The sequence below is a fragment of the Bradyrhizobium sp. NBAIM14 genome (assembly GCF_020193895.1).
Classification (GTDB): Bacteria; Pseudomonadota; Alphaproteobacteria; order Rhizobiales; family Xanthobacteraceae; genus Bradyrhizobium; species Bradyrhizobium yuanmingense.
Genome location: NZ_JADYVQ010000015.1, coordinates 88,816 through 108,699, shown reverse-complemented (window position 1 = coordinate 108,699; position 19,884 = coordinate 88,816). Strand labels below are relative to the sequence as shown.

The 19,884-nt window shown below is 64.8% G+C and carries 20 protein-coding genes and 1 tRNA gene; 12 read left to right on the top strand and 9 right to left on the bottom strand.

Annotated features, from left to right (window positions below):
* Positions 1-62: 62 nt before the first annotated feature.
* From I6F28_RS27715 to I6F28_RS27700, 4 genes are all read left to right on the top strand, one after another.
* Complete coding sequence (locus I6F28_RS27715; RefSeq protein WP_036009616.1) at positions 63-437, top strand: response regulator; 375 nt, start codon at positions 63-65, stop codon at positions 435-437.
* A gap of 44 nt (positions 438-481) precedes the next feature.
* Positions 482-1,093 carry a LysE family translocator gene (locus I6F28_RS27710; RefSeq protein WP_225142169.1) on the top strand — a complete coding sequence of 204 codons (612 nt, stop codon included), beginning with the start codon at positions 482-484 and terminating at the stop codon, positions 1,091-1,093.
* Positions 1,094-1,800: 707 nt separating this feature from the next.
* A complete protein-coding gene (locus tag I6F28_RS27705; protein WP_225142167.1) occupies positions 1,801-3,000 on the top strand; it encodes a GGDEF domain-containing protein in 1,200 nt (399 codons plus the stop codon).
* Between the two features lie 33 nt (positions 3,001-3,033).
* Positions 3,034-3,660 carry a peptidoglycan recognition protein family protein gene (locus I6F28_RS27700; protein WP_225142166.1) on the top strand — a complete coding sequence of 209 codons (627 nt, stop codon included), beginning with the start codon at positions 3,034-3,036 and terminating at the stop codon, positions 3,658-3,660.
* A 120-nt stretch (positions 3,661-3,780) separates the two neighbouring features.
* Here I6F28_RS27700 and rpoH read toward each other — a convergent pair whose 3' ends face one another.
* Positions 3,781-4,680 carry an RNA polymerase sigma factor RpoH gene (gene rpoH / locus I6F28_RS27695; protein WP_036009602.1) on the bottom strand — a complete coding sequence of 300 codons (900 nt, stop codon included), beginning with the start codon at positions 4,678-4,680 and terminating at the stop codon, positions 3,781-3,783.
* 218 nt (positions 4,681-4,898) lie between these two features.
* Positions 4,899-5,906 carry an RluA family pseudouridine synthase gene (locus tag I6F28_RS27690; protein WP_225142164.1) on the bottom strand — a complete coding sequence of 336 codons (1,008 nt, stop codon included), beginning with the start codon at positions 5,904-5,906 and terminating at the stop codon, positions 4,899-4,901.
* Here I6F28_RS27690 and I6F28_RS27685 point away from each other — a divergent pair.
* The 3 genes from I6F28_RS27685 (at position 5,905) to I6F28_RS27675 (ending at position 8,316) form a co-directional block, all read left to right on the top strand.
* Positions 5,905-6,249, top strand: a complete 345-nt coding sequence (locus I6F28_RS27685) for a hypothetical protein (RefSeq protein ID WP_225142161.1) — start codon at positions 5,905-5,907, stop codon at positions 6,247-6,249. The two genes, I6F28_RS27690 and I6F28_RS27685, sit on opposite strands and share 2 nt — an antisense overlap.
* A 57-nt stretch (positions 6,250-6,306) precedes the next feature.
* Positions 6,307-6,381: transfer RNA gene (locus I6F28_RS27680), tRNA-Glu, on the top strand.
* Between the two features lie 117 nt (positions 6,382-6,498).
* Positions 6,499-8,316 carry a DEAD/DEAH box helicase gene (locus I6F28_RS27675; protein ID WP_225142159.1) on the top strand — a complete coding sequence of 606 codons (1,818 nt, stop codon included), beginning with the start codon at positions 6,499-6,501 and terminating at the stop codon, positions 8,314-8,316.
* 320 nt (positions 8,317-8,636) lie between these two features.
* Here I6F28_RS27675 and I6F28_RS27670 read toward each other — a convergent pair whose 3' ends face one another.
* The 4 genes from I6F28_RS27670 to I6F28_RS27655 all read right to left on the bottom strand — a co-directional run bounded on the left by I6F28_RS27670 (position 8,637) and on the right by I6F28_RS27655 (position 11,464).
* Positions 8,637-9,056 (bottom strand): CBS domain-containing protein, encoded by a 420-nt coding sequence (locus I6F28_RS27670; protein WP_036009620.1) that lies wholly within the window; start codon positions 9,054-9,056, stop codon positions 8,637-8,639.
* A gap of 177 nt (positions 9,057-9,233) precedes the next feature.
* Complete coding sequence (locus I6F28_RS27665; RefSeq protein ID WP_036009608.1) at positions 9,234-9,704, bottom strand: aminoacyl-tRNA deacylase; 471 nt, start codon at positions 9,702-9,704, stop codon at positions 9,234-9,236.
* Between the two features lie 189 nt (positions 9,705-9,893).
* The gene (locus tag I6F28_RS27660; protein ID WP_051056989.1) at positions 9,894-10,877 is read right to left on the bottom strand and encodes an alpha/beta hydrolase; all 984 of its coding nucleotides are present in this window, start codon (positions 10,875-10,877) and stop codon (positions 9,894-9,896) included.
* Positions 10,878-11,032: 155 nt separating this feature from the next.
* A complete protein-coding gene (locus I6F28_RS27655) occupies positions 11,033-11,464 on the bottom strand; it encodes a hypothetical protein (protein ID WP_057027741.1) in 432 nt (143 codons plus the stop codon).
* Between the two features lie 837 nt (positions 11,465-12,301).
* Between I6F28_RS27655 and I6F28_RS27650 the strand changes: the two genes are divergently transcribed.
* From I6F28_RS27650 to I6F28_RS27640, 3 genes are all read left to right on the top strand, one after another.
* Positions 12,302-13,867: an amidohydrolase family protein gene (locus tag I6F28_RS27650; RefSeq protein WP_275945381.1), complete on the top strand. Its 1,566-nt coding sequence runs from the start codon at positions 12,302-12,304 to the stop codon at positions 13,865-13,867.
* Positions 13,868-13,870: 3 nt separating this feature from the next.
* On the top strand, positions 13,871-14,800 hold the full coding sequence (locus I6F28_RS27645; RefSeq protein WP_225142157.1) for a CobW family GTP-binding protein: 930 nt from the start codon (positions 13,871-13,873) through the stop codon (positions 14,798-14,800).
* Between the two features lie 87 nt (positions 14,801-14,887).
* Complete coding sequence (locus tag I6F28_RS27640) at positions 14,888-15,745, top strand: DUF1989 domain-containing protein (protein WP_524536122.1); 858 nt, start codon at positions 14,888-14,890, stop codon at positions 15,743-15,745.
* Between the two features lie 37 nt (positions 15,746-15,782).
* On the opposite strand, the gene I6F28_RS27635 is transcribed toward I6F28_RS27640, so the two are convergent.
* Positions 15,783-16,160 carry a tautomerase family protein gene (locus tag I6F28_RS27635; protein WP_109145972.1) on the bottom strand — a complete coding sequence of 126 codons (378 nt, stop codon included), beginning with the start codon at positions 16,158-16,160 and terminating at the stop codon, positions 15,783-15,785.
* A gap of 158 nt (positions 16,161-16,318) precedes the next feature.
* Between I6F28_RS27635 and I6F28_RS27630 the strand changes: the two genes are divergently transcribed.
* The gene (locus I6F28_RS27630) at positions 16,319-16,918 is read left to right on the top strand and encodes a TetR/AcrR family transcriptional regulator (protein WP_036009632.1); all 600 of its coding nucleotides are present in this window, start codon (positions 16,319-16,321) and stop codon (positions 16,916-16,918) included.
* Between the two features lie 3 nt (positions 16,919-16,921).
* Here I6F28_RS27630 and I6F28_RS27625 read toward each other — a convergent pair whose 3' ends face one another.
* Together I6F28_RS27625 and I6F28_RS27620 are read right to left on the bottom strand one after the other, a co-directional pair.
* Positions 16,922-17,392, bottom strand: coding sequence for a hypothetical protein (locus I6F28_RS27625; RefSeq protein WP_225142242.1), 471 nt, complete (start codon positions 17,390-17,392; stop codon positions 16,922-16,924).
* A 14-nt stretch (positions 17,393-17,406) separates the two neighbouring features.
* On the bottom strand, positions 17,407-17,802 hold the full coding sequence (locus I6F28_RS27620) for a hypothetical protein (RefSeq protein ID WP_225142154.1): 396 nt from the start codon (positions 17,800-17,802) through the stop codon (positions 17,407-17,409).
* Between the two features lie 399 nt (positions 17,803-18,201).
* Here I6F28_RS27620 and I6F28_RS27615 point away from each other — a divergent pair, with 399 nt between their 5' ends.
* Positions 18,202-19,884 carry a methyl-accepting chemotaxis protein gene (locus tag I6F28_RS27615; RefSeq protein ID WP_225142153.1) on the top strand — a complete coding sequence of 561 codons (1,683 nt, stop codon included), beginning with the start codon at positions 18,202-18,204 and terminating at the stop codon, positions 19,882-19,884.

Below are 19,884 nucleotides of genomic sequence, written 5' to 3'. Positions count from 1 at the left end.
CCGAACCCACGTCCGCCTGGGTTTTTAACATCCGTTATGAGGGCATGCATTGGGAGCCGCCGATGGGACAAGCGACGCCATTACGCGCGACAGCGCTGATCGTTGAAGACGACGCCATGCAGCGGGAGATGCTTTGCGTCCTCCTGGAGGAGAGCGGCTACCAGGTCATCCAGTGCGAAAGCGCCGAGGCCGCCGAGCGCGTGCTCGACAAGAACGCCGGCGCGCTCTGCCTGATGCTGACCGACGTCCAGCTGGCCGGCCGCATGAACGGCGTCGAGCTCGCGCATGTCGCCAAGGACCGCAATCCGAAGCTCGACGTCGTCGTCACCTCGGGCCGGCCCTTGAAGCAGGCCCTGCCCGACGGCGCCAAGTTCTGGGCCAAGCCCTGGGCGCCGCTCGACGTGCTGCGCGAGGCCGAGATCGCTCAGCTGTCCTGACGCGCCCGCTTTCTCGCAGCGCGCTGCGGTGATAAGGTCGGCCCATGACCTGGTCCTTCCTGCTCACCTCGCTCATCGTCGTCGCTTCCCCCGGCACCGGCGTGCTCTACACGCTCGCTGCGGCGCTGACCCGCGGTTCGCGCGCCAGCGTGGCGGCCGCCTTCGGCTGCACGCTCGGCATCGTGCCGCACATGGCGGCGGCGATGCTCGGTCTTGCCGCCGTGCTCCACACCAGCGCGCTCGCCTTCGCCGCGCTGAAATGGTGCGGCGTCGCCTATCTGCTCTACATGTCCTGGCAGGCGCTGCGCGAGACCGGGGCGCTGGCGGTTGGCGGCGACATCCGCGAGCGGTCGAGCAGCCGCGTCATCGTCACCGGCTTCCTGATCAACATCCTCAATCCAAAACTGTCGATCTTCTTCCTCGCCTTCCTGCCGCAATTCGTCGCGGCGGACGAGGCCCATGTGCTGGCGCGCATGCTGGAATTGAGCGGCGCCTTCATGGTGATGACCTTCGCGGTGTTCGTCCTCTACGGCTTCTGCGCCGCCGCGGTGCGCGAGCGCGTCATCTCCCGCCCGGCCGTCATGGCCTGGCTGCGCCGCTCCTTTGCCGCCGGCTTCGCCGCGCTCGGCGCCAAGCTGGCGTTGTCGGAGCGATAGCTTCTTCTTTACCTCTCGAAAGGTCTCGTCATGCCCGGGCTTGTCCCGGGATCCACGCTCTTCGGACTGTGCGGCAAGGCGTGGATGGCCGGGACAAGCCCGGCCATGACGCTGTTAGAGCGGGTACACTTCGAACTCTCGCACAATAAAAAAGCGGGCCTTGCGCCCGCCACCTTCGATCGACCCGACGCCCGGGCGGAGCTCACTCCACCCGGGCAAAGAAACAGAAGCCTCGTTACTTCTTCTTCGCCTTCTTGGCCTTTTTCGCCTTCTTCTTCGCCGCCTTCTTCGCTTTCTTAGCCATAGTATCCTCTCAAGGGTTAATGGTGGAACGCGACACGAGGGTGCTCGGCGGAGGGCCAGCCTCGCAACATCCTCGACGACAAACTCAGCAGATTCGGAGCCGGCTGCCCCGCGTCGTCACATCCGTGTCATCCTGTTATCCACAGCTCAGATGCACTTTCGGGTGATTTTTGGCGCGAATCCGCTCCACGCGTCAGCACGGCCATCGGCCGCGACAGCCTTAACGATCCGGCAATAGCCGCGTGCCGTTCATGAATCCAAAACCAAGGGCGCGTTTTCGCGAGCCGCAGTGAGACTCCATTAAGCGCAACCATCGCATTGTCTTCCGCAAGAAAACGGGGATGGGTCATGGACGGACGGCTGCCGGGATCGGGGGGCGGGACGCTGCGCGTGCTGTACGCGTCATGCTGAACGTACCGACATTGTGGACGGTCTTCGTCGTCAACTTCCTGGCGCTCGGCGTGATCTGGGCCTACGTGACGCGTTCCTATCCGAATTTCGCGGCTGCGCGGTTCTGGATGGCATCGGCCTTCGTCGGTGCCGCCGGCGCGATGACGGCCTTGATCCGTCTGTTCGTCGCCTCTCCGCTGCCGCTGCTGCTCGGCGCCGGCGGTGTCATCGCTGCGAGCTGCCTTGCCGCCATGGGAATTCAGCGCTTCTACGACCGGCCGGTCTCGTGGCGCCTGATGACCGCGACAGGGTGCTTGAGCCTTGCCGGCGTCGTGCTCTTCATGGTTGGATTCGAGCACATGCAATTGCGCATGCTGAGCTACACGCTCGGTCAGGCCCTGCCGCTGGTGCTGGCGCTGCGTCTGTTGTTGTCGCCGGAAGGCCGCGTCAGTCCGGGCGCCAAGCTGTCCGGCATCGTCATCCTCAGCATCATTGCGATTCTGCTCTCGCGCACCGCGGGCAATCTGCTTGGCTATGATCTCTCGGCGCGCGCCGGCGGCCAGGCCCATGCGATCATGGTGCTCGGGCTGCTGTTCCTGTCGATGACCCTTAATTTCGGCTTCCTGCTGATGGCGATGGACAGCTTGCGAGGCGAGGTCGCCGACCTCGCGTTGCTCGACGATCTCACCGGCGTTGCCAACCGGCGGCATCTCTTGCAGCGCCTGACCGAGGAATGCGCCCGTTCGGAGCGCAGCGGTGAGCCGTTCTCGCTGCTGGTGATCGACCTCGACGGCTTCAAGACCATCAACGATACCCATGGCCACGCCGCCGGCGATGCCTGCCTCAAGCACTTCACCTTGATGGCGCAGACGCGCTTGCGGCCCGGTGACATGCTCGCCCGCACCGGCGGCGACGAGTTCTGCATCGTGCTGCCGTCCTCGTCCCTGCGCGAGGCGGCCGCGATCGCCCGCCGCGTGCTCGAGGTCTGCCGTCAGGATGCCGCCAGCTGCAGCGGCCGCGACATTCCGATCGCGATCTCGATCGGGGTTGCCGAGTGGGACCGCGGCATCGGGCAATTCCCGGACCGCCTGATGGCCAATGCCGACCACGCCCTCTATGCCGCCAAGAAGAACGGCAAGAACGATTTTGCGGTCTATGACCCCGCCCCGCCGCTATCGCCCGAGTCTGTCGGGACGGTGAGGACATTCGCGTAAAGCCTGTTAGGCTTGGGTCGCATTGGACCCCGCATGATGATATTTCGCCTGCTCGCGGCCGCGTTAGCCGCTCTCCTTCCGATCGTCCCCGCCGCTGCTGCGGATGCCGAACTCGCCAGGCTCGCGCGCGCCTCCGGCACGCCCGACATCCCCGGCTTGAAGATCGTCTGGCTGGCGCCGTGGGGCGAGGTCCGCAACGCAAAACCCTGGCGCAACATCATCGTGCACCAGACCGAGGGACCGGCGGGCTCGGCCCGCGGCGGCGCGCAGGCGCAGGCGAAGAACCCGACGCGGCGCGGCGTCACGGTCTGGGTCGAGACCGACGGCACGGTCTATTGGGCGGTCGCCGAGAACCTCGTGCCGACCCACGGCGACGGCGCCAACCGCAACGACAACAAGTACATCGACAACCGTCCGACCTACCGCCAGGTGGTGCGCGACAATTCGATCGGCGTCGAGTTCGCCGGCAATTATCCCGACGTGACGGCGGGGCCGACGGAGGCACAGGTCGCGGCGTGGAAGATCCTCGTGAAAGTGCTGCGCGCGCGCTACGACATCCCGCTCGAGCGGGTCTACGCGCACAACTGGATCGACTACAAGGACGCCCGCTATTGCGAAGGCTGCACGCTCGCGACGATGGCAAGGCAATGGGGGGAGTAGGCGGTGTGCCCACACGCACCGCTATCGGGCGCAGTTCGCATCCCACCAACAAAAAGCCGGCGTTGCCGCCGGCTTTTCGTCTCTTTCGATCCGCCAATCTCTGGCGCTGAGCCGCCGCGCTTAATGCGCGGCTTCCAGCGCGGCCTGTTCGGCCTTTGCGATCGTGCCCTTGACCGCGGACTGCACCTTCTCGAAGGCGCGGACCTCGATCTGGCGGACGCGCTCGCGCGACACGCCGAACTCGGCAGCAAGGTCTTCCAGCGTCATCGGCTCATCGGCGAGGCGGCGGGCCTCGAAGATGCGGCGTTCGCGCGGGTTGAGCACGCCCATGGCGCCGTTCAGCGCGTCACGGCGGTGATCATACTCCTCGTGCTCCGCCATCATGGCTTCCTGGTTGGGCGTGTTGTCGACCAGCCAGTCCTGCCATTCGCCGGCTTCGCCATCGTCGCGGATCGGTGCGTTGAGTGACGCATCGCCGCCGAGGCGGCGGTTCATGTCGATCACGTCCTGATCGGTGACGCCGAGGCGCTTGGCGATCAACTTGACTTGGTCGGGGCGGAGATCGCCTTCGTCCAGCGCGTTGATCTTGCTCTTCGCCTTGCGCAGGTTGAAGAACAGCTTCTTCTGGTTCGCGGTGGTGCCCATCTTCACGAGCGACCACGAACGGAGGATGTACTCTTGAATCGACGCCTTGATCCACCACATGGCGTAGGTGGCGAGACGGAACCCCTTCTCGGGTTCGAATCGCTTCACCGCCTGCATCAGGCCGACATTGCCTTCCGAGACGACCTCGGAGATCGGCAGGCCGTAGCCGCGATAGCCCATGGCGATCTTGGCCACGAGGCGGAGATGGCTGGTGACGAGTTGGTGTGCCGCGTCGCGATCGTCATGCTCACGCCAACGCTTGGCGAGCATGTACTCCTCCTGCGGTTCCAGCATCGGGAATTTGCGGATCTCGGCGAGGTAGCGAGAAAGGCCGGATTCTCCATTGAGGACCGGCAAAGCAGCGGTACGGGCCATAGTGCGCCCTCCAAAAGGTTCAGGCCCCCGATAGCGGCGGGCCAGGCAGACGACCGCTGTGTTAAAGCCGGCCGTAGCTGCGATGTTCCGCGTTGGTCATTTCAACGCAGACGCAATATACCCCATCGGGGGTCAAAAAGGGAAGGATTGCTGACGTCACGTCCCCGTGTGGCAGCTATAACTTTTTGTAATGTAAAGGCTTTCTGAAGCGGCCTGCGTCATAGCGCCGCCTTGAGCGCACGTTCCAGGAGAAGCAAATCCTCCGGCAAAGGCGCCTCCCAGTGCAGTAATTCTCCCGTCCTCGGGTGCTCCAATACCAGCAGGTAAGCATGTAAGGCCTGCCGCCCCAGCGCCGCCAAAGCTGCCTGCGACTCGGGGCCGAGCTGGTTGGCCTTGGTCTTGAAATGCGGGCCATAGACGGCATCGCCCATCAGCGGGTGGCCAATATGGGCGAGATGGACGCGGATCTGATGGGTGCGGCCGGTCTCGAGCTCGCAGGCGAGCAGGGCGGCGACGCCCTTGCCGTCGCGTCCATGAAAGCTCTCCAGGATTTCCCAATGCGTCACCGCCTCGCGGCCACCCTGGCGCACGGCCATCTTCTCGCGTGCATGCGGATGCCGGTCGATCGGCGCCTCGACGGTGCCGCGGTGCCGGTTCGGCACGCCCCAGGCGAATGCCATGTAGCCGCGCCGCATCGCGCCGGTGCGGCCGTGATCGGCGAATTGCGCCGTCAATGAAGCGTGGGCGAGATCGTTCTTGGCAACCACCATCAGCCCCGTCGTGTCCTTGTCGAGCCGGTGCACGATCCCGGGCCGGCGCACTCCGCCGATGCCGGAGAGCGAGGCGCCGCAATGGGCGATCAGCGCATTCACCAAGGTGCCGGTCTCGTGGCCGGCCGCGGGGTGCACGACGAGGCCCTTGGGCTTGTTGAGGACGACGATGTCGTCGTCCTCGAACACGATATCGACGGCGATGTCCTCCCCCTTGGGCTCGGCGGGCGCCGCTTCCGGCACGTCGATTATGATCGTATCGCCGGATGCGACGTGATAAGCGGGGTCGCGGACCGCGGAGGCCTTCAGGTGCACTGCGCCCGCCAGGATCAGGGCTTTCAGCCTCGATCGCGACAGCTCCGGCAGGCGCGCCGCCAGCACGCGGTCGAGCCGGGCCGAGCCCTCGGAGCCTTCGACCACAACCTCCAACCTTTGCGCTGACCCAGGGCTTTCCATGACGACGTCTGACACCGCTGTTCCCGAACCGACCCCCGAGCAGGCCGCGCTGTTCGCGCGGGTGCGGCGGATGATGCTGATCGCGGGGTTGACCACGGCGCTGGCGTTCTGCGCCGTGCTGATCGCGGTGGGCTACCGCCTTTTCAAGTCTGAGGGAAGGGCGGTCGAAGCGGCAAGCGATGTCACTGCCACCCTGCCCAAGGGCGCCAGAATCGTCTCGACCGGGGTCGCCGGCGACCGCCTCGTAGTGACGCTGGATCTCGGCGGAATCATCGAGATCCGCACCTTCGATGCCCATACCCTGAAGTCGACCGGACGGCTGAAATTCGCCAATGAGCCGTAAAACGCCCCTCGGGGTCCTTGCGGCGGACAAATTTCGAGGCTATTGGCTAGCCCTCACGCTCCCTTCGTCTAGCGGTTAGGACGCGGCCCTCTCAAGGCTGAAACAGGGGTTCGATTCCCCTAGGGAGCGCCAGCTGATCCTAAGCCATTGAAAACCTGCACACTCTAGGCGACCATGTCAGCCTGGAGAGACCGCCCTGTTGCACTTTGCCTCACAAGGTGGTCCGCAAATGGTGCTCGCGGTCGTGACATGGCTATCCTGATCCCGAGTCTCGGCTTCGCGCGCTTCGACAGCCGTGGTGAGCTACGACTGGCGGAACGATTGAAGGACTTCCTCGAGGAGAACGCCGTCGTTTGGCACAACCTGCCTGTCGGGCCTCGCAACCGGCATCCGGACTTCATCATCATTCATCCCGCGAACGGCCTGCTCGTGCTCGAGGTGAAGGATTGGCGCCTGGAGACGATCGTGTCGGCCGACAAGACGAAGGTCGAGCTGCTGACCAGCCGTGGTGAGGTGCGGGAAAGCAATCCGCTGGAGCAGGCTCGCAAATATACATTCGAGGTCGTGCGCACGCTGGAGCGCGACGGGCAATTGTTGTTTCCGCCGGGACATCGCCTCGCGGGCCGGTCCATCGTTCCGTTCGGCTTCGGGGCCGTGTTCACTAACATCACCCGCAAGCAGTTCGATCAGACCGATCTCAAGGAGGTGTTCTCCGAGCATCTCTGCCTGTTCAAGGACGAGATGACCGAGGGCGCGGACCCCGAGGAATTCCGATCGAGATTGTGGCGCATGGTTCATCCGTGTCTCGAAGAGCCGCTGTCCATGCCGCAATTCGACCGCATGCGCGCGCTGCTGTTTCCGGAGGTTCGGATACGACAGATTGCCCTGCCTCTGGACGATGCGCCTCGCGCCGATTCTTCGGATCGGACGCTCGCGGTCATGGACCTTCATCAGGAGCAGTTCGCGCGCAGCCTGGGCGAGGGGCATCGCATCATTCGCGGCGTCGCCGGATCTGGCAAGACCCTGATCCTCGCTTTTCGCGCCGAGTATCTGGCACGTGCGGCGGCAAAGCCGGTGCTGATCCTGTGTTACGCCAACGGCATCGCCGGCCGGCTTGAAGATGCCATGCAGAGCAGGGGCGTTGAGGACCGCGTTCAGGTTCTCACCTTCCACTCGTGGTGCTACCGGATGCTGCGGACGTACGGGATTGCCGCCCCATCCGAGCGAGACTATCCGGACTACGCGGAGCGCCTGGCTGCGAGCGTTTCAGAGGTCGTGAAGGCGGTCGATCACGGCCATATCCCGGCGGAGCAGTACGACGCGGTCCTGATCGACGAGGCGCACGACTTCGAACCGCAATGGCTCGCGCTTGCGGCCAAGATGGTGAACCCGCGCACCAAGGCGCTGATGGTCGTCTACGACGATATCCAGGCTATCTATAAGGGGCGTGAACGGCCGGTCTGGAGCCAGCTCGGCATTGAAGCAAAGGGCAGAACGACCGTACTGAAGGTGAACTATCGCAACACCGCCCAAATCGTTGCCTTCGCGAGACGCTTCGCCGCGGACGTCATCGGCGCTCCCGGCATCACGGCCGACGACGAGCACGCCATCCTGCTGCCCGAAGATGCGGGTCGGCAGGGACTGGAGCCGGATGTGCGGCGGTGCGTGAGCATCGAGGCGGAAGCTCACTGCGTTGCCGAGTGGTTTCTCGACCGTAAGAAAGCCGGCTACGAGTGGTCGCAGATGGCGTGTCTCTACCCGGAGCACTGGATCGGCGGACGGGTTGCGCAGATTCTCGCCGGGCATGGTGCGCCGATCGACATCGCCAAGGACAATCGCAACCGGGTTTCGGTCAAGCGGGTCGCCGTGCGATTCCTGAGCATGCACAGCGCGAAAGGGCTGGAGTTTCCCTGCGTCGCCATCGCCGGCTTGGGCCTGCTCGGCCGCCACGGCGAGACCGTCGAGGAATGTGTCCGGCTGACCTATGTCGGGGTGACCCGGGCAACTCACGAGGCGCTCCTGACGTATTCGAGCGAGTCGGCATTGGTGCAGCGCTTGATCGCGTAGCCCGACGCCGCGCAGGCGCTCTTTCACGCGGTAGTGCAGTCGATCGAGCGGAGGATCGCCCGCTGCACGTCCGCATTCGAAAGAAACACATCGTGGTAGGTTGCGCGTCGCAGCGTCATCGATGATGACGTGATCGAGTGAACGGGCCTTGCATCCATTCCGGCGCAACTTGCATTCACTCCGGCGCAAAATGAGCCGCATCGCGTCGTCGCTTCTGCGCCGCGCGATAGTTGCACCACGAGCGCATGACTCGGGCTCCCACTCAACCCTATTCGGGGGGATCGCGAGAGGAGCCGTGGCCATACGTTTTGGCGGTAACTTCAGTGATGCGCCGAAACGCTTCTGACGGTCTCGGTGAGCATGTCACCCGATGAGGAATGGCTGACGTCACCCAGGCTGATGATGCCGACCATCCGCTTGCTCTTGTTGATCACCGGCAGCCTGCGGACCTGCAGCTTCTCCATATGATGCATCGCCTTGGCGAGGTCATCGTCCTCGCGGCAGCAATGGATGCCCTCGGTCATCACGTCACGTGCCGTCGCGCGGCCGGCATCGAAGCTGTGGCTCGCGAGTCCTTTGCAGACGATGTCGCGGTCGGTCACCATTCCGACCAGCTTGTCATCCTCGCCAATCGGAATGCAGCCGATGTCATGTGCCCGCATCAGTTTGGCAATCTCGGTGATTGGGGTGTCGGGGCTGACCCAGTCGACACCCTTGTGCATCACGTCTTTGACTTTCATGGCGAGCCTCCGTTCGTGGGTTTCAAGTGCGTTGATGCAGCGGCACCCCCATCTTCCGAACTCCGACCAGACAAAGCGCAGACACTTTCGCCGCCACCCTGCGGAACGGTATGACGGCGAACTTGCGGCTAGAGTTCCCGCCCAGGGCCGCAAGGACAATGGGCGGCGCACAGGTCCTCAGTCATGCGCGCTGAAGCGGCCGTGCGGTGCGTTGGCCGTCAGGCGCGCAAACTGCGCGTGACCCATGTGAAGCAGCGTCTCATGATCGCCGGCTTCCATATAGATATCCGGCTGTGCCTCGAGGCTGTCGTCGACGATGATATCCAATCCGTAGCATTTGCCGACGGCAGGAACTGCACCGTGTGCACAGTCGCTGAACAGCCGATTGATCTCGGTTTCATTGGCCATGTGGACATTGTCGCCGAGGCTTGTCCTCAGGTCGGACAGGCGGAGGTGATGCGATGCGGGCAAGACGGCCAGCATGTATCCGCCGTCGCGCCGCAACACGATGCCCTTGGCGAGGCGGTCGCCGGAGATATGGCATGCCTGCGCCGTTCGGGCGGACGTCATGCTGAGTTCGTGCGGGATCACCTCGTACTGGATGTTCTCAGCGGCGAGGTATTTCTGGAGGGTGGGAGCAATGGCCATGGCATCACCTCCGATGCGGAATGGAAACCATCCACCGTGAGGCGATCCTGCAGACTCTCGCCGTTCGATGGGCGGCTGCCTGACTAGCTACCCAACATAGGTCTTCCATCCGCAAGCTGCAATGCAATTCCCCTCGGAGCCGCAACGGGTGTGGGCAGGAGCAGGCTTTTCGCGTGGCTCGGCGCTCTCCTACGCCGTCGTGCCGTCGATCGAGCGGCGGATCACCCGCTGCACTTCCGTATTCGACAGGAACAAATCGTGGTTGATGATGCCCCAGCCTTCCTGGGAGGCATCGACCACGCGCACACCGAGCCCTGCGATGGCGGCCTTCTCGGCCGCGCCGACGCGGGTCATGCCGCCGGCGAGCTGCCCCGACAGCGCCAGTGCACGATCGTTGGTCGAGGCGATCACCGTGATCTTGCCGGCGAGAGGGCCGATGCGCTGGATCGCCGACGAGAACACGTCCATGTCGATGTCGGGCGCGGCAAACACCACCGCGCCAATCTTGCTCGTCACCGTGTCGCCGTATCTCCCATGGAGCTGGCGCAGGCTTTCGAGGGTCAGCATGGTTCCCATGCTGTGGGCGACGATGTGCACGCGCCCCGCCCCCGGCGCCGACACCAGGGCAGAGAGCACGCGCTCGAAATTGTCGCGCGACCACATCGCGCTGTCGCGGTCATAGGCGTAGTCGAACAGTCCTGCCTTGGAAGGCCAGGAGAACGCCATGGTCCGGCCGCGGAACTTGATCCCATCGGAAAGGTGGGCTGCATCCAGCACCGCCGTCTCGAATGTCTGCTTGAAACCGTGCACATAGATCAGCACGTCCCCGCCGCCGGCCTGCGCAGCGAGATCGCCGGCGTCGGCCGGGACCGGCTCGATCCGGTCGAGACGCCAGTTCTCGAGTCCGACCGAGGCGAGGGAAAGCCGGCTCTCGTCCGGCGCCGTCAGCTTCGCCCGCGCGACCGTCATGCTCGTCGCACGCTCCGGCCCGAACCAGGGTTTTGCGCGGCCGCCGTTCACGGGCTTGCGTGTGGTGACGACAAGCAACGTCGGATCGACGGAGAGCGAGGAGGCGTCGAAGCGCGCGCCGGTCGCACCGAGGCCAGCGCATCCGCCAAGCGCCAGCGCGCTACCCGTCGACAGGAGACCGCCGATGAGAGCGCGGCGCGACATGGAATGATTTGTTTGGAGAAGACGTCGACCTATCACTGGGAACCCATGGGAACTTTGCCCCCGACAGCCGCCCCATCTGCTCTCTGAATGACAATGGGGGCGAGATCGCGGCGGAGCCGCCTCGCGCATGTCGTGGCCTTCAAGTGAATGGCGGGTCAGTCGACGATCTCGATTGCCTGAATCTCGCACCAATCGCGCAATGCCCGCTCCCTCGCCTTGTTGCGGTAGTCATGCCAAGCATCGATCGCTCCCCGTCGGGAGAGCAGGCCCTTGAACTTCTGATAGGCGCCGCGTTTGCTGAAAATATAGCGAACGTCGTCCAGATCGTTCGGCAGGAACTCGCGGACGAAGGCAATCACGAGAGGCTTGCCGAGGTCGAGGTCTCGTGAGTTCGGGATCTGCAAGTATTTGGTCTCGTCCTCGATATCGTCAGGCAGTTCGTCGTCCTCGAGCTCCTGGAGGTCGTCCTGATCGAACTGGTAGTAGATCTTTCCTGTCTGCCTGCAGACGAAGGTGCGGCACTCCACAACGCCGCTGATGTCGGCGAACTCAAAAGCCTGGAGGATGTCTCCGAATTTCACGCGCATTGGACACCTTGCCAATGGACCGACGCCGCAATGTCTGCAATCGGCCCGAACAGTATAAGCGGATCGTCCTTCGAGGCAATGAACCCTCGCCGTGTCCAGAAGGCAACTGCCCCGGCGTCGACGGCAGAACACACCGATCCGCTGTCAACCCCTCCCGCCAAAAATATTCCACTTTACCGAAATTCGGATTTGTCGTATGTGTCGGCCATTCCAGCCCACCAAGGGGCGGTCGTACGTCGTTTCGAGCGCGGGCTGGAAGTTGCGGTGGACGCGGGCGGCGTTAAAGGCGGAGCTTGCGCGTGCAGGGCGAGATGAACCTCGTGAGCATGCGGGACCCGCGAAGACGAACGGCGCCCCTGCGTACGGCGAAACCGTGTGGTCCTGGCCGTCGTTGCTACGGTCGAGCCTTGGCGAAGACGTCATCGCGTCAACCGGCGCGGTGCCGTGACTTTTGCGGAGGTGAGGGAGGCCAGAAGGAACTCGGCTCCCGGGAGAGCGCGGCATAGGCCGTCAAACCATCGCGCAGGGAAGGCCTGGTTTCGGCTGCCCTGTGTCTCCCCTGTGCACTGCGTGTGCATTCGTTCAGCGCAGGGGTCTTATGGGTGCCAGCTGGCGCCCGGTCTTCCCTGCGCCCTTTCCTTGAGGGGTGTGTGAAGCGGAGCATAGCTCGGGCGGATCAAGCCGCGAGAACGCGAGGGTATGCCGATTGGATCGGCGGATTGACGCAGCGGCATTGTTGGGCTCCGGTCCGATACACTTCCTGCGTTCACCGGCCTCACTTGCAAGCATGCTGCATCGGCATCAGTGGTGGTGGTCGTTCTCACGAGAATATGCACTATGCGCGCCGATGCGCCTCCGAAGCTGCTGCCGGGCCTTCGGAAATTCTGGCAATTTGCTTTTCGGAGTGACGAGATGAGCGGTTTGGTGGTCTCTGGCGGCCGGGTGGTGGATCCCGCGAGCGGGATGGACGCCGTTGGGGATGTGGCGGTCGTGGACGGCAAGATCGCCGCCGTCGGCACGGGCCTCGGCGGCGCCGAGCGGGTGATCGACGCCACCGGCCTCGTGGTGGCGCCCGGCTTCATCGATCTGCATGCCCATGGCCAGTCGATCCCGGCCGATCGCATGCAGGCGTTCGACGGCGTCACGACCACCCTCGATCTCGAGGCCGGCGTGCTGCCGGTCGGGTCCTGGTATGAGCGCCAGGCGCGAAAGGGCCGCGTGCTGAATTATGGCGCGGCCACTAACTGGGCCTTTGCCCGCATCGGCGCGATGACGGGCTCCAACGCGGAGAGCTCGCTGGAAGCGTTCGGCAACGCCATGCGCGACCGCCGTTGGATGGACAATGTCGCAACCGATGCGGAGGTCTCGGGCATTCTCGAGCGTCTGGCCCGCGGCCTCAACGAGGGCGGTATCGGCATCGGCATCCTCAACGCCTATGCGCCCGGCGCCGGCGTGCAGGAGCTGACCGCAGTGTGCCAGCTGGCCGCGAAGCAGGACGTCCCCACCTTCACCCATGTCGCCTTCATGTCGCGCATCGATCCCGAGAGCGCAGTGGAAGCCTATATCCGCCTGATCGGCTATGCCGGCGCCACCGGCGCGCACATGCACATCTGCCATTTCAACTCGTCGAGCAAGACCGACGTCGAGCGTTGCCGCGTGCTGATCGAGAAGGCGCAAGGACAGGGCCTGCCGATCACGGTCGAGGCTTATCCTTACGGCACCGGCTCGACCGTGCTGGCCGCGGCCTTCTTCAGTGATCCCCAGTTCGTCGAGCGCAACGGCACCGGTTACGATTCCGTGCAGCGCGTCACCGACGGCTACCGCTTCCATGACCGCGAGGAGCTCTTGAAGGCGCAGGCCGAGGAGCCGTCCTCGCTGGTGCTCTGGCACATTCTCGACACCGAGAACAATGCGCACCACCGCGACCTGCTCGATATGTCGGTGCTGTATCCCGGCGGCGCGATCGCCTCCGACGCGATGCCGTGGACGCTGTCGGACGGCTCAACCTACACCGGCGATGCCTGGCCGCTGCCGGATGATGCGACCTCGCATCCGCGCTCGGCCGGCTGCTTCACGAAGTTCATCCGTGAATGGGTGCGCGAGCGCAAAGCCGTGTCGTTGCTGGAAGGCGTGCGCAAATGCGCGCTGATCCCGGCGGAGATCCTCTCGCAGAGCACGCCGGCGATGCGCAGCAAGGGCCGGCTCGCCAAGGACGCGGATGCCGACATCGTCGTGTTCGACTACGAGAAGCTCTCGGACCGTGCGACCTTCACCGCGATGAACCGGCCCTCTGAGGGCGTCCGGCATCTGGTCGTCAGCGGCCAGGTGCTGATCAGCGACGGCATGCTCGATGTGACCGCGCGGCCGGGCAGGCCCGTGCGCCGCCCAATCGTCGAGGGCTGATCCATGGCGGTCCCCATTCTCCTGGTGACGGGCTTCTTGGGGGCCGGCAAGACCACGGTCGTCAACCATCTGCTGGCGCATGCGGAGGGGCGGCGGATCGCTGCCGTCGTCAACGATTTCGGCGCCATCAACATCGATGCGGAGCTGATCGCGGGCGCGAGCGACGGCGTGGTCAGCCTTGCCAATGGCTGCATCTGCTGCTCGCTCGAGGGCGATCTGCTCCGCACGCTTTCGACGCTGCTGCGGCGTGATCCCAAGCCCGATTGTATCGTCATCGAGACCAGTGGCGTTGCCGATCCCGCTGACATCGTGCGCAACCTGATGGACCCCGTGATCCTGCGCGAGGCGCAGCTGGAGACGGTGCTTTGCGTGTTGGACGCAGGGACACCGCCTTCGGCTCTGGACGACGCGCTGATGCGGTCGCAGCTGCGCGTCGCCGATATCGTGGCATTGAGCAAGCTGGATCTGGCGGGCGCGGGCGCGGGGGTGCGGATGCGTGACGCCATCCGCGCCCAGCGCGTGCCCGCGGTGGTGGTCGAGGCACAGCACGGCGAGATTCCGCCCGCGCTGCTGTTTCCCGCCGGTGCCGACCGCGCTCCGGCGCCGCGCGAGGTGGGACCGAAACGGCCGGCGGAGGAGCGCTTCGAGGCACTGAGCTGGACCTCGGATAAGCCGGTCTCGCTGCCGCGCCTGCAGCAGGCCATCAGCCGCCTTGCGCCGAAGCTGGCGCGCGCCAAGGGCCTGTTCGAGACGCTCGAGCAGCCCGGCCGCACGATGGTGTTTCAGTTCGCCGCCGGCCGCGCGACCCTGGCGCCTGGCGATGCGCCGACACCGGGCGCGGCGCGGACGCGCATCGTCTTCATTGCCGAGCTTGGCATGCTCTCGAAGGCGGAGCTCGATGAAGTCATGGAGGCGTGCGTTGCCGGCGGCTGAGGTGAGGGGTAGGGTCAACCGCTTCCGCCATTAGCCACCACCTCTCCTCTTGCCGAGTCGATCCGAGGCCGAACTATGCCGCCAAATATGCCACTCGCCCCCGCTGATGCCGCCTCGCGCCGCGCTGCCAAGCCGGCCATCGTCTATCCGGCCGGGACGATGCCCGGGCCGGATATGGCTACGCTCGAAGCAGCCCGCCGTGCTGCGGTCAAGACGCACGAGCTTGTCGTGCCGCCACGCGATGCCCGTGCCTTTCGCGTGGCGCGCGGCCAATTCTTCCGCATCGTCAGCATCGAAGGCCCGCAGGTCGGCGACCTCAATCTCTGGAACGCGGACGATCTCTCCGAGCGCTTCTTCAGCGGCAAGACGCGGGCGCTCCATGGTACGCATGTCGGCATCGGTGACCGGCTCTGGAGCAATATGCCCTATCTTCGGCCGATGGCGACCATCAGCCACGATACGCTTGGCTGGTACGGCTTCGACGCCGACGGTGCCGGCATTCACGATGTGATTGGCACGCGCTGCGATCCCTATACAAATCTCCTGCTGAACGGCACGGCCTACGATTTTTGCTGCCACTCCAATCTGTCCCGCGCCCTCGCCATCGAATTGAAGGCGGATCCGGCTGCAGTGGAGCATCATGTCCACGACGTGCTCAACGTCTTCATGTGCACCGGCTTCACCAGGGACGCGCATCAATATTTCATGAAGGCAAGTCCGGTCCGCCCCGGCGACTTCATCGAGCTCTTCGCGGAGATCGACCTGCTCGGCGCGCTGTCGGCCTGTCCGGGTGGAGACTGCAGCGCAACCCATTCCAGCGATGCCGCGGCATGCCATCCGCTCAAGATCGAAATCTTCGAGCCGGATCGAACGGCCCTGAAAGGCTGGACCTGGCCTACCCCGAGCGCGTATCACCGTCACCACGGTGCGTATGCGGGACGCTGAATCTCAGTCTTCGACCGGCAATCCGTCGCCGTGCACCTCACGCGAACTGCGCGATGCCGTGACCGACGGACCAGTTCTCCTTGGGCGCGTCGAGCACGTTGACGAACACGTCCTCGGGCCTGATCCCCGGGTTCTCGCCGAGCAGGTCGGCGATCCGACGATACAGCGCTTTCTTCTGCTCGGCCGTACGCGAGGCGAACACGGTGATCTGGATCAGCAGGGCGTCTTCGCTGCGCTCGACGCCGTAGGCATTGCCGCAGCGGAAGTTGGCCGGCTCATGCTCGGTGATGGCCATGAACGCATCGCCTTCGGGCACGTTCAGGGCCTCGCGCATCGCGCGGTAAAGTCCGTCCAGAATCGCCTGCCGGTAGCTTTGCGGCTTACCGGCGCGCATCGAAATGTGGAGGAGAGGCATCACGCGGCCCTTTGCATGCGGCCCCGGCCGACACGGCGATGTGAACGCCGCCGGCTCGGCCAATTGAGAAAAACGGACTATTAATCTCGATCAGTTTTTGACACGATGTCGAGAAAGCATGTTCTTGACGGCATGTCAAATACTTTGCGGAGCCAAGCTTGAGACCGCGCGAGTTCGATCATGACGAGGTCCTGCGCATTGCGTTCGATCAGTTCTGGCGCAAGGGCGTGCGCGGCACCTCGCTGTCCGACATTGCGCGCGATGCGGCGGTCCAGCGCGGGAGTCTCTACAATGCCTTCGGCAGCAAGGAGGCGCTATTCCTGCAGGCCTATGAACGCTACGCGGGGGATTATCTCGCCAAGCTGCAAAAGGCACTCGGGGCAGGTTCCTTGCGCAAGCGCCTCACCGCGTTCTTCGATCTGACCATCACCAATTTCCGTTCGGGCACACCGCCGCGCGGCTGCCCGACGACGCGCGGGCTGATGGAGCTCGGCGGCGCCGAAGGCGAGGGGCTCGACGACAACGCGCGCCAGGCTTTTGCGAACCTGATCTCGCGCATCACCGCACTGCTTCAGGACACGTTGGCCGCTGGCGCGGCGCGGGGCGAGTTCGACGGCAATCCCGCGGCTGCGGCGCTGCAGATCGTCACCGTGACGCGCGGCCTCGCCGTGCTCGAGCGTGCCTTCGGGGACGAGCCCCAATTGCGCAAGATCGCCGCGCACACGATCGATCTCGTGCTCGGCAGGAATGGCGGATAGGTGTCAGCACAGCGCGAGCGCGTTGACCGCGCGTGTCGCCGCATCCTCCTTGCCGGAGCCAACGACCCGGCCAACGATGGATTCGAGCTCGCCCGGCTGCTTGCGGCGCGCGGCGGCGAGCAGCCGCATCAATTCTGCCTCGTCCTTGGAAAGTCGCCTGCAGGACGGCGGCATGAAGCAAAGCTCGCAGGGCCGGCCGCTGCGCAGGATTCGGACGAGGGCTGCGGCCCGCGCGACCAGCAGCGGGCTGTCGGCAATGCCGGGCGCTTCCTCGGCAAAGCGATAGGCCGCTTCCCAGCAATCCGATGCGCCGGTCGCATAGGCCGCTCCGATGAAGCGGAGCAGCGCCAGCGCGAGGCGGGAAAAATCATCGTAGCTGTCGATGTCCGGCCGGGTCGCAAACGCGTCTTGGAGTGGACAGAGCAGCGGCTCGCCCGCGTCCGACGTCGGCGCAGAATCGCAATTGGCCAGCATCGTGAACGATCGCGTCAATGCAACGTCGCGCTGCCGACGAACCAGCTCTTCATCGCCGAAATTCCGTCATGCGCGACAGAAGGCTCGTGCCGGTCGGGCAGGACGAGGCCGGCCATGCGGAAGATCGTCGCAAGCCCCAGGACCGGCGCGAGCGCCCAATCGGCGCCGATCGGCGGCAGCCAGCGCTCGAACTGCTCGCGCGCGACATCGACGCGGTCCTGCTGGGCCGCGGCAATCGCGCGCAAGATTCCGCGCTCGCTGTCGGACATGCGCGGACAGGTGGGGCAGTGCACTTCGATCGCGGTATGCGCGGTGCAGGCAAAGATCTCGATGATGGAATCCAGCGACAGCACGGCATCGCCGACGCGAAAATGGTCGTACACCTGCTGGATATCGGCCGCCGTCGGCACGGCGCTTCCGCTACGAGCCTTCGCCCGGAATCCCCAAATGAAGAGCCGCTCCGCTGCGCTCAGCGCAGCAAGGTCGACGGGCCTCGTAGATGTCGATCGATGCATTGTGCCTCTGGCCTCCGGCTGCGCTCACGCCAGCGCTGGCGCGGATGATCTGCGCCGATCGTTCTGCCAGAGAGCTCTCCAAGTCAACGCGCGGAGAGGCGATGTCGAGGTGTTCTAGATTGGAAGATTTCGTATCTCGGATGAGGTCGGTCTCGCTTGTTTCGTGGCCATACGAGCGTGTCGGCATCGCTCTCCGCGAAATTCCGGGGTTTCGGGAACCCGGATGCCTTAAAGCTTTGCTAAGGGACACGGGATAATCTGGCATATCAGCCCTTCCAATTCCTGTGAGCACCGATGATTTTCTCCCGCATCAGTTTCAAGCTGGTCCTGATTGTCGGCATCAGCCTCCTCGGCATGATCGCGCTGGCCCCGATCGCCCTTTCCACCCTGCGCGCGCAGATGGTCGCCGACCGCCAGGCCAAGACGCAGCACATGGTCGATATCGGCTATGGCATCCTGGCGCATTTCCAGAAGCTCGAGAGCGAAGGAAAGCTCTCGCGCGAGCAGGCGCAGGCCGGCGCCATGGCTGAAATCAAGAGCCTGCGCTACGACAAGGTCGAGTATTTCTGGATCAACGACATGACCCCCAAGATGGTCATGCATCCGATCAGGCCCGAGCTCGACGGCAAGGATCTCTCCGGGATGAAGGATCCCGCCGGCAATGCGCTGTTCATGGGCTTCGTTGACGTCGTCAACAAGCAGGGTGCGGGCTTCTACGGCTACCTCTGGCCGAAGCCCGGCTTCGACCAGCCGGTCGGGAAAATCTCCTATGTGAAGGGCTTTGCGCCCTGGGGCTGGATCATCGGCACCGGCATCTATCTGGACGACGTCGATGCCGCCTTCCGCCAGAACGCGATGACCTTCGCCTATATTTGTCTCGCTGTGCTGGTCGTGGTGCTCGGCGCCTCCTTCCTGATCGGCCGCAGCGTCACCCGGCCGCTGGCCCGGATCACCACGCTGACCGAGCGCCTTGCCGCCGGCGACAGCGCCTTCGACGTGCCCTACACCGACCGCCGCGACGAGGTCGGCGGCCTCGCCAAGGCGCTCGCCGTGTTCAAGGACAATGCATCGGCGGTGAGCCGGATGCATGCCGAGCAGCAGGAGCTGAAGCAGAAGGCAGACGAGGAGAAACGCAAGACCATGACCGATCTCGCCGGCAAGTTCGAGGCGAGCGTCCAGGCCGTCGTTCGCGACGTGTTCGACGAGGCCCGCGCGATGCAGCAGGCCGCGCAGGGCATGTCGGAAACCGCGAACAAGGCGAGCGACCGTGCGAGCTTCGTCGCCACCGCGTGCCAGCAGGCCTCGAGCAACGTGCAGACGGTGGCCTCCGCCGCGGGCGAATTGTCAGCCTCGATCGCCGAGATCAGTCAGCGCGTGGCACAGGCCGCGACAGTGGCCGACAAGGCCGCCGCCGACGGCCAGCGCACCAACGATACCGTGCAGGGCCTTGCCGCCGCCGCGCACAAGATCGGCGAGGTCATCGACCTCATCAACCAGATCGCCTCGCAGACCAATCTGCTCGCGCTCAACGCCACCATCGAGGCGGCGCGCGCGGGCGAGGCCGGCAAGGGCTTTGCGGTGGTCGCGAGCGAAGTGAAGTCGCTGGCGAGCCAGACCGCGAAGGCGACCGACGAGATCGGCGCGCAGATCACCGCGATCCAGGCCGAGACCAATCAGGTCGTCGGCAACATCGAGAGCATCCGCGCCACCATCATGGAGGTCAACGAGATCTCCTCGTCGATCGCCGCCGCGGTCGAGGAGCAGGGCGCCGCGACGAAGGCGATCGCGCACAGCGTGCAGGAGGCGGCCTCCGGCACCGACCAGGTCTCGCACAACATCTCCGGCGTCACCGATGCGACCGCCGAGACCGGACAGGCCGCCGGCCTCGTGCTGCAATCGAGCGGCAGGCTGACGCACAAGCTGCAATCACTGCAGGACGAGGTCAGCGCCTTCGTTGCGGGCGTGCGGGCGGCTTAG